Here is a 13947-nt window from a genome sequence, read left to right on the forward strand (position 1 = left end):
GGGTCCGACACATTTTCGCCACGCGGAACTATAACGTCTGCTTAACTTTTTAACGGCGGCGGGATCAGTCCACATGGATGCAAGGGCAAGCGCAATTGCTGTGCGCGATGAGAGTTGCGTTGGCGATGAGTTTGCCCCGGACATCCCTGGGCTGAAAGCGCGGCGGTTCTGGATTCGCAACAGCGGATGTGTCATCGCCGCCGCTCTTCTGGTCACTCTAAGCTCAACCGCGCTTCTCGAGCCGCTTTCGGATGTTGCTCCTCCCACAGGGCCGGAGCAGAAAAAGCCCGTTGTGCTTGCCCGCACACGAAGGCAGTCTGTCACCAGCCCGAAGAAGGCTCGGCTGTGGATGCCCCGAACCGGTCGCCCGGAAACGCTCGATCTCGTGGAGCGGATGGGCGATGGTTCGATGTCGCAGACCTCCTACTTCGATATTTCTCTCGATTTGAATGAAAATGCATCCGGGTCGGCTGCCTCCAGCGCTTCGGCTGTCGCGCAGGTTGCAGATACGGGCGCCAATCCTTTCGATCTGGTTCTCCAAGATGCGCTGGATGCCCGGCAATTGATGCGCCATTCCGGGCTCGGTTATGCTGCGGACGCACCGAAGGCGGTGCGTCCCGCCGACCAATCCAATGTGACCGTGACCCCTGCGCAGGAGGCGATGCTTGTCAGGCGGATTGTCTCCCTGCCTGTCCAGCCGGAACGGCTTCGCGATATCAAGGGCGTCATCGGAGTTTCCGAGCAGGATTTTGCCCAGCTGGCCTCTGGTTTGGGTGCTGACGTTGTCCGCAAGGGCGAGCAGCTCGACCTGATCATCGGCCAGCGTCCTGCACAGCCCAATCTTTCGGAAATTCTGTTTGCGCGTCATCTGGCGGCGGATGGTCGGGAACGTCTTCTGGCGCGCTGCGATGATGGCCACTTCCAGCTGGTAACCGATCACCGGCCCTATGACCGAATGGTGGCAGAAGCGCTGGCGCATCAGGCGGCAGAGGCGCGGTCCGGGTCTGCGCAGGCCGTGCCGAAGGATGTTGCCGCGTTGCAGGATGCTGCAGCCGATTATCCGAAGCTGATCGAGCATCTGGCGCGCAGAAACGTGCCGGTAAAGGTGAGCCTGCAGATCGTCCAGCTTTTGCGTGCCAATGGCATTCACTGGTCGAAAACAGCCGATGTGCCGCAACTGGATTTTGTATTCCGCACAGCAGAACAGGGCGAGCAGGAGCTTGTTTCCGTGACGCTGAAGGGCAAGGGCAGGGACCGCCGTTTCTACCGCTACGTATCCGATAGCGGAAAGCCTGAGTTTTTCGACGATGCAGGACGATCGGTCTCAAAGACGCTGATGCACAAGCCCGTTTCCGCCGGTCAGCTGGGTGACGGTTTCGGCTGGCGCGTGCACCCAATCCTCAGAACCCGCAAATTCCACAACGGGGTCGATTATCGCGCGCCCATGGGATCGCCGATCGTTGCGGCGGGCGACGGTGTTGTGGTGAAGATTGATTCCGAAACCGGATACGGGAAATATATCCGCATCCAGCACGATGGCGGATATACCACGACCTATGCCCACATCGAAGGCACGCCGAAGGGGCTGAGGGTTGGCGACCATGTGGCACAGGGGCAAGTCATTGCCTATGTGGGCTCGACCGGGCTGTCCACCGGACCGCATCTCTATTACGAACTGCGCGTCGGCGATACCTACAAGGATCCGACCAAGGCTGAAATGCCTGCGGGCACGACCTTGCGGGGCAGGGCGCTGGAAGAGTTCCGCCAGCAGATTGGCCGCGTGGAGACCATTGCCAGCACCATTCGGGCAACCGCCACGTCTGCGGCTCACTCGGCTGTCTCCGCCCTGACCCCGGGTAGCGACAAGCAATAGCCTCAACCGATCAGGGCAAACTTGTCGACGTCCACCATGCCTTTATCCGATATCTTCAGGTGTGGAATGACGGGCAGTGGCAGGAAGGCGACCTGAAGGAAGGGCTCCGTCAGGGTTGTTCCGAGTGCGTAGGCAGCCTTTCTCAGTTCATGAAGAATGTCGCGAACCGTCTCGTAGGGTTCAAGGCTCATGAGGCCCGCGACCGGAAGCGCGATTTCGCCCGTCACCTTGCCATCCTCCACCACGACGAAGCCGCCGCGGATCTCGCCGAGCCGGTTGGCGGCAAGCGCCATGTCTTCCTCGGACACACCGACAACGCAGATGTTGTGGCTGTCATGCCCGACGGTGGAGGCGATGGCGCCCTTCTTCAGGCCAAAGCCCTGCACGAAACCGTTGGCGTGATTGCCGTTCTTGCCATGCCGCTCGATGACAGCCACGCGAATGATATCATTGGCGAGATCCACCGTGCTCTGATTGCCCGACGAGGGCAGGCGGAAACGCCGATGCTCGGTGATGATCTTGCCCGGCAGGACGCCGATGACCGGCTGCTCCTCCTGCCGTGCGGGAACGGAGAAATCCGCTGCCTTGACGATGCGCGCCTTCACGCTATCCAGGCCCACAGGTTCCACCGGCTTGCGGGTCGCGAACAATTCGTCGTTCACCAATCGACCTGCTGAGAACACCATCTGCGCCTTGCAGTTGGCCAAGTTATCGACCACCACAAGGTCTGCACGCCAGCCGGGTGCGATCAGCCCGCGATCCTTAAGGCCAAAGGCGCGTGCGGCGGAGATGGAGGCTGCGCGGTAAATGGCGAGCGGTTCGACGCCGTGGGCAATGGCCGTGCGGATGATGAAGTCCAGATGGCCTTCCTCGGCAATGTCCAGCGGGTTGCGATCATCCGTGCAGAGCGCCAGATGAGGCGACAGGCGTTCCGTGATGATGGGCATCAGCGCGTGGAGGTCCTTGGACACCGAGCCTTCCCGCACCAGAATGTGCATACCCTTGCGGATCTTTTCCATGGCTTCTTCGGCCGTTGTGCATTCATGCTCCGTGCGAATGCCCGCCGACAGGTAGCCGTTCAGGCCAAGGCCGGACAGGAGCGGCGCGTGACCATCGATATGGCCGCCCTGAAAAGCCTCGAGCTTTGCCATGCAGACCGGATCCTTATGGATCACGCCGGGAAAGTTCATGAATTCCGCGAGCCCGATGACCTTCGGACGATGTCGAAAGGGCAGGAGGCGCTCGATGGGAAGATCGGCGCCTGCGGTTTCCAGATGTGTTGCTGGTACGCAGGAAGAAAGCTGAACACGGATATCCATGATCGTCTCAAGCGACGAATCGAGGAAGAACTGGATGCCCTCGGTGCCGATGACATTGGCAATCTCATGGGGATCGCAAATGGCGGTGGTTACGCCATAGGGCAGAACGCAGCGATCGAATTCATGCGGCGTGACCAGCGAGCTTTCGATATGGAGATGGGTATCGATGAAACCTGGCACCACGATCTGGCCGGAGATATCGATTTCCGTCTGTCCTCGATAGGCCTCGCCGGTGCCGACGATGCGATCACCGCAAATCGCGATATCCGACTGCACGAGTTCGCCAGTGACGAGATCGTAGAAATGGCCGCCCTTCAGAACGATATCGGCGGGCTCCCGCCCTGTTCCCTGATCGATATAGGTCTCAAGGCGCATTTCGCTGTCTCCTGGTCATCTTGCAGTGCGGGGAGACTATAGCCGATTCACGACAAATACGATGGGAATAGATGGTGATAATGGGGCGGCGGAGACCGCCCCATTGCCAGGTTTACTGTGCAGCGACAATCTTGCCGTCTTCCCACTTGAAGAGATCGAATGTCTGGGAGGTCAGGTCTCCTGTCTCGCCATAGGTCAGGTCGCCGATCGCTGTCGTGATCTTTTCACCCGACTTCAGTGCCGTTGCCACAGCCTGCGCATCGTCCTTGGTCTTGGCCTTTTCGATGCCTGCCTTCAGGACTTCCACAGCTGCATAGGCATTCAGGGTAAAGGCTTCTGCCGGGATCTGGCGTGCGGCAAGCGCTTCGGTAGCAGCCTTGGAGTTCGGGCTCTTGGACGCATCGGAAGCATTGGTGAACATGGTGCCAGCCGCAGCCTTGTTGCCAATGCTCCAGTATTCCGTGTTGGAAAGGCCGTCACCGCCGATGATCAGCGGCTTGATGCCGAGGTCGGCCAACTGGCGGGCCAGTAGACCACCTTCCGGGTGGTAGCCGCCAAAATAGATGACGTCGACATTTTCAGCCTTCAGGCGTGTCGTCAACGCGCTGAAATCCTTGTCGCCGGGAGTAATGGCATCGTTGAGAACCTCTTTGACGCCGCCCTTGTTGAGCGTTGCCTTGAAGGCGTCCGCCAGACCTTTGCCATAGGCCGCCTTGTCGTTGATGATGGCAATACGCTTGTCCTTCAGGCTCTTCAGCACATAATTGGCCGCCACTTCCGCCTGCTGGTCATCGCGTCCGCAGGTGCGCAGAACCGTGGTGAGGCCGCGGTTCGTCAAAGCGGGTGTCGTAGCCGTTGGCGTGACCATGAGAATGCCGTTCTCTGCCAGCGCATCGGATGCAGGCATGGCAACACCGGATGTGACCGGGCCGACGACGAAGCGAATGCCTTCGCCAATCAACTGGTTGGCTGCGGACACGCCCTGCTTTGGCTCGCCTGCATCGTCGGCGATCTTGAGGACGACCTTCTCTCCCAGAATGCCGCCCTTCTTGTTGATCTCCGCGACAGCGGTTTCTGCGCCGTTCTTTACCTGGTTGCCATAGGCTGCGACGGGGCCGGTGACTGGCGCAATGAGGCCGATCACGATATCTGCACGAGCAGTAGAGGCCATCAGAAGGCAGGCTGCCGTCGTTGCTGTGAGCAAGGTCTTGAGGTTCATCAGTTCTTCTCCTTGGGTCGAGCCAATGTCTGGCCCATCTGACGACCGCGCTCTTCCGGCGCTCGTGTCCCGAAGGGGCGGTCCTCCGGCGCCAATACGAGTGGAAGTGCAGTCTTTCACCCGAGCCATTTTTGGCTTTCAGGCGGCAACCTTCTGTAGAAATTCGGGGGAACGAAAGCAAGAAAATATCAAATTCTGCGCAGAAAATGCGCATTTGCCTGCTGCGTAGGCTTTGATCTTGACGGACTTCACCGATGACACTGGTTTTTGGTTGATTTAGAAAATTCGAATTTGATTGCGTTGATCAATTGGAGGGCGGTGTTACCTCTATGCTCAATCCGTCGCGGCTACAGCGCCTGACTTGCCGGGGGCCGGTGCCGGCGCTTTCAACCGTGCGGCTCTGCTCCCAGGACATCCGGGTCACGGTGTCGCAATTGAAGCTGCCATCGGGCAATTGAGATCTATCGGTTGGTGGCTGCGGCAGCGCCTGGCCGGGCACCGGCTTCACTTCCGGGCTGCGGCCTGCATTGCCCCAGTCGATCGCCCAAACGGCTCCTGTTCCCAGCAAAAGAAAGGGCAGGGCGAAAAAGGTTAGGCGCGTATTGTGTTTCACGGCACTCCCTTCCGTTGTCAGGGTCGAAAGCGTCTTGACCTGCGACCAGTTCGGGCGCATGTGAGCGGTCGTGATGAGTTCTTCATCTCATTCAAGGAACCCGAAAATGGACCCCGACAGTCGACTATCGACATCATTTTTCCTGCCTGTCGGATAGCGTTTCTGCTCCCCGCAGGCAAGATCAAGCCTGTGAAGGAGCATGCCCATGCTGCGTATCTACGAGCGTGACACAGATCGCCTTGTTCTGCGTGACCACCTTTCTGCCAGCACTGCCGACCAGCCAGCCCCGGCGCAATGGTACGACCTGCTGAAGCCTTCTGCATCGGAGGTATCCTTCATCGAAACCGCGCTCGGTCTTTCCCTGCCGACACGAGACGAGATGGAGGAGATCGAGCTTTCCGCACGGCTGTACCAGGAAGACGGCGCCGAGTTCATGACCATGACCGCGCTGACCAATCTGGATGGCGATGCGCCTTCGAAGACGCCGGTGACATTCATTCTCAAAGGCAACCAGCTGGTGACGGTCCGTTATGCGGAAGCAAAGCCGTTTCTGATGTTTGCTGGTCGTGCCATGCGCAGCAACGGGCAGAACTATGCGTCCGGCGAGGAAACCATGCTGGGCCTGATCGAAGCGATCATCGACCGTCTGGCTGATGTTCTGGAACGGATGGGCAATGAGATCGACGGCATTTCGCGTGAGGTGTTCCGGGGAAAGAGCGCCAAATCCAGCGAGAAAGAACGCGACCTGCAATCGCTGATCGATCAGCTGGGCCAGAAGGGTGATTTTCTCAGCAGTATCCGAGAAAGCCTGGTCAGCATTTCCCGGCTCGTCGCCTACCATTCAGCACTCGAAACGCAGAGCCGCAAGCCGACGAAAGAAACGCGGCAACTGGCCAAGCTCCTGCAGCGGGATGCGACATCGCTCGGCGATCATGCAACCTTCCTGTCCGGCAAGATCAACTTTCTGCTGGATGCGACGTTGGGGCTGATCAATCTGGAGCAGAACCAGATCATCAAGATCTTCACGGTCGCGTCCGTCGTGTTCCTGCCGCCAACGCTGGTTGCGTCCGTCTATGGCATGAACTTCCAGGCCATGCCGGAACTGCAGTGGCAGTTGGGATATCCCTGGGCGGTTGTGCTGATGATCCTGTCTGCGGCGCTGCCGTTTCTGTATTTCAAGCGGCGCGGCTGGTTGTGACATTTTTACGGGCGGAGGTTTTGCCTCCGCCCGCATGCCTTGTCAGATATTGTTGTTCAGGATCGTCCGCAGCTTGCCGAAGATTTCGTCCATGTGATGCTTCTCGATGATCAGCGGCGGCGACATCGCGATGATATCGCCGGTCGTGCGGATCAACAGGCCATCCTCATAGGCCGCGAGGAATGCGTTGAAGGCGCGCTTTGTCGGCTCTCCTGCAATGGGGTCGAGTTCAATGGCACCAATCAGTCCGATATTGCGAATATCGATGACGTTCTTGCAGTCCTTCAACGAATGCAGGCCGTCCTCCCAGTAGGAGGCCATCTCCTGCGCACGGGTCAGCAGGCCTTCCTCCTTGTAGGTATCAAGCGTGGCGAGTGCTGCAGCAGAGGCAATCGGATTGCCGGAATAAGTATAGCCGTGGAAGAATTCGATCAGATGTTCCGGGCCGTTCATGAAGGCGTCGTGGATTTCCGCCGTCACAAAGACGGCACCCATGGGGATGACGCCGTTGGTGAGGCCCTTGGCAGTCACCATGATATCCGGCTTCACGTCGAAATATTGCGACGCGAAGGGAGCGCCGAGGCGGCCATAGCCGGTGATGACCTCATCGAATATCAAGAGAATGCCGTGCTTGGTGCAGATCTCGCGCAGTTTCTGCAAGTAGCCCTTCGGCGGGATCAGCACGCCAGTAGAACCGGCTACGGGTTCAACGATCACCGCCGCAACAGTTGACGCGTCATGCAATGTCACGATGCGTTCCAGTTCTGCCGCAAGATCGCCGCCATGCTCCGGTTCGCCACGGGTGAAGGCATTCTTGCCCGGCAGATGCGTGTGCGGCATATGGTCGACACCGGTGAGCAGCGTGCCGAACATCTTGCGGTTGGCGACGATGCCACCGACGGAAATGCCGCCGAAGTTGACGCCGTGATAGCCGCGCTCGCGGCCAATCAGTCGGAAACGGGCACCGTTCCCCTTTGCACGATGATAGGCAATCGCAACTTTCAGGGCCGTATCAACCGATTCGGAACCGGAATTGGTATAGAGCACATGATCCAGACCTTCGGGTGCGATATCGACGAGGCGATTCGCAAGCTCGAACGCCTTCGGGTGCCCCAACTGGAACGCCGGCGCGTAGTCGAGTTCGCCAGCCTGCTCGCGAATCGCTTCGGTGATCTTGGGACGGCAGTGGCCCGCATTCACACACCAGAGACCTGCCGTCGCATCGAGTACCTGCCTGCCATCATGCGTCGTATAGTGCATGTCCTTGGCACTGACGAAAAGGCGAGGCGCCTTCTTGAACTGGCGGTTTGCGGTAAACGGCATCCAGAACGCCCGCAGGTCGTTCGGCACGGTGGTGAGGCGGTTTGACATGAGGATCTCCATGGCCCCAGCAATTCAGGGGAGGCCATTCCCGACCTGACCTATGACAGGTCGCGGCTGGAGGAGGAGGTTAACAATCGCTGTTGAATGGTCAAGCAAGACCAGACGGAATGCGCCTATGGAATGAGCGCTCGAAATATTGCGCTCATGTTGGATACAGAAGCGGGACGCTGTGCGCGTCCCGCCACGCCGACATCCCCCGATGTCAGCGCTGTCATTGCAGCTCAAAAAAAATCAGGCAGCCGATTTTGCCGGCTCAGCTTCGGTGTACAGCGACTCGAGGGTCTCCAGCACCTTCATCACCGACTCGGCAGAACTCGAATAGTAGATCGTCTGCGCATCGCGACGGGTGTTGACCAGCTTCTGCGCGCGAAGCTTGGAGAGATGCTGAGACAGCGCCGACTGGCTCAAGCCAACCTTGGTTGCCAAGGCGCCGACCGCAACTTCCCCCTTCACGAGGCAGCACAGGATCATCAGTCGCTTGGGATTTGCCATGGCAGACAGCAGGTTTGCAGCCGCGGCGGAATTCTCTGACAGTGACATCATTCTTCTTCCCTCAAGTCTTCCCCAGTTACGTTGTTACCTCCTAATGCGAGATAACAATGTAACTATAAATTACCAACTTCAGGCACCCATTGTATATCCCTAAATTCTACGTATCAGGTGTACACCTCACGGTAGGCCCTGATAAGTATGACATTTTAGGTAGTTCGACTATTTAATCGCTTAACTGACAAGGTAAAACGTTAAATCTGAATAGTTAATCATTATCGATTATGCCAAAAAAGTGATAAGACTGCAACCTGAAGGAGAAACTAATTTAGAAAGATGTTTGTCTTGTGAATATTTTTTTAGACCGAAGAAATCATCCATGATTTCTTGAGTGATTCCCTCCAAACGGGCGGTCTATGCTCTGCCTACTAAATCCTGACCTTCGAGGCGGAAAGCTTTCCCAAATCCGCCATTTAGAGAGCCTGATTGCGGCATCAGGCGAAAAAAGCAGAAATCGGGAAGATCGATGTAGAGTTGTGCTTTGGGATGGCGGTTGAGAAAGCGATCTCGCAAGGCCGGAAAATCCGGATGTTCACGCGTAACCTGAAACGCCTGTGCCTGGACGCTGAGGCGCGGATAGGCAAGCGGATCCCCCTTGCCGGGTTCTCCTGCCAGAAACGAGCAGCGTCCATCTGTCTTCAGCGCACCAGTATGGGCTGCGAGCGCAGAGACGAGAATGAAGGGCACGCCGTCTTCATCCAGAGCGATGATCGTCCGACTGATGCTGGGCCAGCCCGTTGCGGGCTCCAGAACTGCAAGCGCTACCCATGGCGCTTCAGCCATCAGCTGGCGCGCCAGTTGGCGCGCCTCGTCATCCGTGGGTCGCAGAACGGAGGGTTTGTCTTTCATGAAGATGCCTCCCTGCGGCGGTGACGCGTAAGCCCGGTGATCACCTCGTCTGCGGAGATGGAGCCGATGATTTCTCCATTGTCTATGACGCCGATCACGCCGGGCTGTCTTGCCAGCGCGTCCAGAATATCGACGAGCGGTGTCGCTGGCCGCGTCGTTCCGGTGACCGGCAGCGCCTGAGATGGTCCCTGCGTGCCTGGCCGCATGATGTCGGCCGCCGTCAGCATGGAGATCGGGTTCATGTTCTGAACGAAATCGGCCACATACTGGTCCGCGGGTGCTCGGACGATCTCCTGCGGCGTGCCGCACTGGATGATGCGGCCGCCTTCCATGATCGCAATGCGATTGCCGATGCGAAAGGCTTCATCGAGGTCGTGGCTGACGAAAAGGATTGTCTTTTTCAGTCGCGCCTGAAACTCCAGAAGCTCATCCTGCAGCCGGGTGCGGATGAGAGGATCGAGTGCCGAGAAGGGCTCGTCCATCAGCAGGATCGGTGCGCCTGTGGCAAAGGCGCGCGCCAGACCGACGCGTTGCTGCATGCCGCCGGACAGCTCTCCCACCTTACGGCCCGCCCATTTGGCAAGATTGACCAGCTCCAGCTGTTCGGCTACCCGGCGCTTGCGTTCTGCCTCCTCGACGCCCGCGAGTTCCAGACCAAAGCCGACATTGTCTGCAACGCTTCGCCATGGAAGCAGGCCAAACTGCTGGAACACCATGGAGACCGTGTTCATGCGCAGATCCCGCAGCGCCTTGGCGGAACAGCGGTAGGGGTCCACGCTTCCCTTGTCGGTCATCACGGTCACGCTGCCACGAACCACCGGGGCCAGCCCGTTTACTGCCCGGAGGAGCGTCGATTTCCCGGAACCCGACAGACCCATCAGCACCAGAATTTCGCCCTCACGAATGGTGAGCGACGCGTTGGCCACCCCCAGAACCTGACCGGTTTCCGCGCTGATCTGATCGCGTGTCTTTCCCGCGTCGACGAGGGACAGCGCCTGCTGCCAGCGATCGCCGAAGATGATGTCGACAGCGCCGAAGATGATTGCGTCGCTCATGCGCCTTCTCCATCGGTATCGGTGCGAAACATGCGGTCCAGAATGATGGCGAGAATGACGATACAGAGTCCGGCCTCAAAGCCACGGGCGATGTTGACAGTGTTGAGCGCCCTGACGACCGGAACGCCGAGACCATTGGCGCCGACCAGAGCCGCAATCACCACCATGGATAGCGACAGCATGATGGTCTGGGTCAGGCCAGCCATGATCTGCGGCATGGCAAAGGGAAGTTCCACCTTGCGCAAGACCTGAGAAGGCGTGGCACCGAAGGCGATTGCTGCTTCCGTCAGTGCTCCTGGTGTGGAGACTATCCCGAGCCGGGTCAGGCGGATGGGAGCGGGGACCGCAAAGATGACCGTGGCGATCAGCCCGGGCACCATTCCGAGACCGAAGAGGATGAGGGCGGGGATCAGGTATACGAAGGTGGGTATGGTCTGCATCAGGTCCAGAATCGGACGCATGAATTCATAGAGCCATGGCCTGCGTGCAGCGGCGATGCCAAGCGGAATGCCGATCGCCATACTGACGGCAGTGGCAGCCACAACCAGCGCGAGCGTTTCCGTCGTTTCCTTCCAGTAGCCCTGATTGATGATCAGCAGGAGCCCAAGACAGGTAAACAGTGCAAGGCCGATTGACCTGCGCAGATAGAAGGAGAGGCCCGTCATCAGCGCCACAATCACCAGCGCATGCGGCCATTGCAGAAGAAACAGAAGTGCGTTGATGACTTTGGAGAGGAGGGCGGAAAGCTGGTCGAAGAACCAGGCGCCGTTCTGCGTCAGCCAATCGACACATTTCTTCGCCCAGATTCCAATGGGAATACGGTGTTCAGTCAGGAATTCCAAAGGCTTCTTCCCGTGTTGCAGTCGTCACGACGAAAGGGCAAGACGCATGGGAGGCGCTAAACCCGGCGATGAAGCCGGCCGGGCAGAAAACCCAGCGCGGAAATGCCAGAAGCATGTGAGGCGGCCAATCTGGCCGCCTGATCTCTAGAGGGATGATCTCTAGAGGGTGATCAGAGGCCCAGCTTGGCCTTGACTGCGGGAAGACCGTCCTTGCCATCCACTGTCGTCACACCGGCCAGCCAAGGCTCAACGGCCTTGCCGTTCGCTTTGAGCCATTTCTTGGCAGCCGCCTGCGGCTCGAGCGCATCGTTGAGGATGCCGCCCATGATTTCGTTTTCCATGGACAGGCTGAACTTCAGATTGGTGATGAACTTGCCCACATTGGGGCATTCCTTGGTGTAGCCTGCGCGCGTATTGGTGAAGATCGTCGCGCCGCCGAGGTTCGGACCGAACACGTCATCGCCGCCCGTCAGATAAGTCAGCTTGAAATTTGCGTTCATCGGATGCGGCTCCCATCCGAGGAAGACAACGGGTTCCTTTGAACGGTCGGCACGGGCGACCTGCGCCAGCATGCCCTGCTCGGAGGATTCCACGACCTCGAAGGATTTGAGCCCAAACGTATCCTTGGCGATCATGTCGAGGATCAGGCGGTTGCCATCATTGCCGGGCTCGATGCCGTAAATCTTGCCGCCCAGTTCCTTGCTGAACTTCGCGATGTCCTTGAAATCCTTGATGCCGAGTTCGGCACCCTTGGAATTGGTGGCGAGGGTATATTTCGCGCCTTCAAGGTTGGGACCAAATGACTCGACAGACTTGTCATTCAGGAAGGGGCGAACATCGTTTTCCTGTGTCGGCATCCAATTGCCGAGGAAAACGTCGATATCCTTGTTCTTGAGCGACTGGTAGGTGACCGGAACCGACAGAACCTGAACCTGCGGCTTGTAGCCGAGCGCTTCCAGGATCACCGATGCGGTTGCGGTCGTGGCGGTTATATCCGTCCAGCCGACGTCCGAAAATCGAACGGAGCTGCAGCTTGCAGGCTCGGCGGCGAGCGCCTGACCGGATACCGCTATCAAGAGACTGACAGACAGCGAGAGTTTCAGCGAGGTTTTTGCGTGCATTGAACTGCTCCGTTTTTTGGTTCCCCAGCATTATCAATATCTGACCTAAGCAAGCAAGCTTGCCCAAACGCGCCGGAACAGGCGGTGGATTTGCGACAATCGCGGTGGAGCGCGATTGATCTTGATCAAGGTGAGTTTTTGACGCCAGCGTATTTGGTTCTCCTGAAATTCAGAGGCGGAACTGCTCTGCCGGAGAAACAGGAAACGATCATGACCAGTCTCAACAAAAGTCTCGCCGCCGCAGCCCTTGTTTTCGCAGCCCTGTTGGCCGGAACGGCACAGGCCGCGGAGCACGAAATCAAGATGCTGAACAAGGGAACCGATGGCGAGGCCATGGTTTTCGAGCCCGCTGCGGTGAAGGTTGCCGTGGGCGACACCGTGAAGTTCGTACCCGTCGACAAAGGGCATGATGCGGCGACCGTAAAGGAATTGCTTCCCGAAGGTGTCGAGGAGACCAAGGGCAAGATGAACCAGGAGCTGATTCTCAAGGTCGACAAGGAAGGTGCCTATGTCATCAAGTGCACCCCACACTGGGGAATGGGCATGGTCGCGCTCATTGTCGCCGGGGACAAACCTGCCAACCTCGAGGCTGTAAAGGCCGCCAAGATGGCGAAGAAGACGCGTGACAGACTGGATGCCGAACTGAAGGCGCTCGGTTTCTGATCTGAACGCGTATCGTCGTCTTGTGTCTGGCCAAGCTCTCTGCAAAAACTCCGGTGTGATATCGGCTCGCCGGAGAAAGCATGGAAACGCCAATGCAGAAAGCTGAGCCCGCCGTGCCGGACGTCCTGGGGCGGCGGATGGCTGCTCTTCGTGAGCAGTTGGAGACGGCGGTGAAGCAACTCTTGGCGGAGTCGCTGGACCCTGCAGCACTGGAACAGGTTGATATATGTCTCTTGGAATGGCGCTGGATCGAAAGCCAGTCTGCGCGCCTTGCACTGCAGATCGACGCCAGAGCGGCAACTGCCATACACGACGCCGGAGGGCACAAGCTTCCATCCAAGAGAAGTCTCCTGAAAAGGTTGCTTCGCTCGCCACTCGAGCAGCGTCAGCACAGCGATCAGGAGACAGCGAACATTCTGCTGGATGGGCTTGCCGAAAGTCACCGGCTTCTTCTCTTGATCATTGATCATCGTGAATTCCTGCAACGGCAACTGACCCTGCTGGAAGCGGAGCTGGAAAAGCGATTCACGCAACTTCAGCTGGTTCCCGTCGGTGCCGGTGAGCCGGTTGATGCAATCGTTGATCGGATCGACGTTCTGCAGGATCTGGTCGACGGCGTAATCGACATGACGGCAAGCGCGAACCTTTTCTACAACAAGATCCTGGTGGATGCGGAAGCAAATATCCTTGCCCTGACATCGCTGGAAACCAATCGATATGCGCAGTCCGGCCTCGCGCTACCGCATTTCGACACCTTGCGCCAGCGAGCAGAGAGGGGGCTTTTGTCGGTTCGGGGCATTGCTCACCGCAGGGCAGTTCTCGACGAAGCATTTCAACGCAAGCTGTCGACCACTCGACAAGCGGGCCATTGATGCTTACCTGAACGAA

At 58.3% G+C, this 13947-nt stretch carries 12 protein-coding genes and 1 pseudogene; 4 read left to right on the plus strand and 9 right to left on the minus strand.

Going from position 1 to position 13947, the window contains the following annotated elements:
* Positions 1-73 precede the first annotated feature (73 nt).
* Positions 74-1873 (plus strand): M23 family metallopeptidase, encoded by a 1800-nt coding sequence (locus ASD54_RS07180; RefSeq protein ID WP_062553936.1) that lies wholly within the window; start codon positions 74-76, stop codon positions 1871-1873.
* Between the two features lie 2 nt (positions 1874-1875).
* Here ASD54_RS07180 and ade read toward each other — a convergent pair whose 3' ends face one another.
* The 3 genes from ade to ASD54_RS07195 all read right to left on the minus strand — a co-directional run bounded on the left by ade (position 1876) and on the right by ASD54_RS07195 (position 5459).
* Positions 1876-3567 (minus strand): adenine deaminase, encoded by a 1692-nt coding sequence (gene ade / locus ASD54_RS07185; RefSeq protein WP_062553937.1) that lies wholly within the window; start codon positions 3565-3567, stop codon positions 1876-1878.
* A 112-nt stretch (positions 3568-3679) separates the two neighbouring features.
* The gene (locus ASD54_RS07190; protein ID WP_062553938.1) at positions 3680-4786 is read right to left on the minus strand and encodes a branched-chain amino acid ABC transporter substrate-binding protein; all 1107 of its coding nucleotides are present in this window, start codon (positions 4784-4786) and stop codon (positions 3680-3682) included.
* Between the two features lie 304 nt (positions 4787-5090).
* Entirely contained in the window at positions 5091-5459 is a 369-nt protein-coding gene (locus ASD54_RS07195) for a hypothetical protein (protein ID WP_062553939.1), read from the minus strand.
* A gap of 145 nt (positions 5460-5604) precedes the next feature.
* Here ASD54_RS07195 and ASD54_RS07200 point away from each other — a divergent pair, with 145 nt between their 5' ends.
* The gene (locus ASD54_RS07200) at positions 5605-6597 is read left to right on the plus strand and encodes a magnesium transporter CorA family protein (RefSeq protein WP_062553940.1); all 993 of its coding nucleotides are present in this window, start codon (positions 5605-5607) and stop codon (positions 6595-6597) included.
* Between the two features lie 42 nt (positions 6598-6639).
* On the opposite strand, the gene ASD54_RS07205 is transcribed toward ASD54_RS07200, so the two are convergent.
* The 6 genes and pseudogenes from ASD54_RS07205 to ASD54_RS07230 form a co-directional block, all read right to left on the minus strand.
* Positions 6640-7968, minus strand: coding sequence for an aspartate aminotransferase family protein (locus tag ASD54_RS07205; RefSeq protein WP_062553941.1), 1329 nt, complete (start codon positions 7966-7968; stop codon positions 6640-6642).
* A gap of 243 nt (positions 7969-8211) precedes the next feature.
* Positions 8212-8523 (minus strand): metalloregulator ArsR/SmtB family transcription factor, encoded by a 312-nt coding sequence (locus ASD54_RS07210; protein WP_062553942.1) that lies wholly within the window; start codon positions 8521-8523, stop codon positions 8212-8214.
* Between the two features lie 372 nt (positions 8524-8895).
* Positions 8896-9378: pseudogene (locus tag ASD54_RS07215) on the minus strand (HugZ family protein); the annotation flags it as partial.
* On the minus strand, positions 9375-10433 hold the full coding sequence (gene choV, locus ASD54_RS07220; RefSeq protein ID WP_062553944.1) for a choline ABC transporter ATP-binding protein: 1059 nt from the start codon (positions 10431-10433) through the stop codon (positions 9375-9377). The gene choV and the pseudogene ASD54_RS07215, both read right to left, overlap by 4 nt.
* Positions 10430-11275 (minus strand): choline ABC transporter permease subunit, encoded by an 846-nt coding sequence (gene choW, locus ASD54_RS07225; RefSeq protein ID WP_062553945.1) that lies wholly within the window; start codon positions 11273-11275, stop codon positions 10430-10432. The genes choV and choW overlap by 4 nt, the downstream gene beginning before the upstream one ends.
* 170 nt (positions 11276-11445) lie before the next feature.
* Positions 11446-12396, minus strand: a complete 951-nt coding sequence (locus ASD54_RS07230) for a choline ABC transporter substrate-binding protein (RefSeq protein WP_062553946.1) — start codon at positions 12394-12396, stop codon at positions 11446-11448.
* A 210-nt stretch (positions 12397-12606) separates the two neighbouring features.
* Between ASD54_RS07230 and ASD54_RS07235 the strand changes: the two genes are divergently transcribed.
* Entirely contained in the window at positions 12607-13059 is a 453-nt protein-coding gene (locus tag ASD54_RS07235; protein WP_062554728.1) for a pseudoazurin, read from the plus strand.
* A 92-nt stretch (positions 13060-13151) separates the two neighbouring features.
* The gene (locus ASD54_RS07240) at positions 13152-13931 is read left to right on the plus strand and encodes a hypothetical protein (RefSeq protein WP_156379124.1); all 780 of its coding nucleotides are present in this window, start codon (positions 13152-13154) and stop codon (positions 13929-13931) included.
* Positions 13932-13947 lie beyond the last annotated feature (16 nt).

The organism is Rhizobium sp. Root149 (assembly GCF_001427345.1).
Classification (GTDB): domain Bacteria; phylum Pseudomonadota; class Alphaproteobacteria; order Rhizobiales; family Rhizobiaceae; genus Neorhizobium; species Neorhizobium rhizoryzae.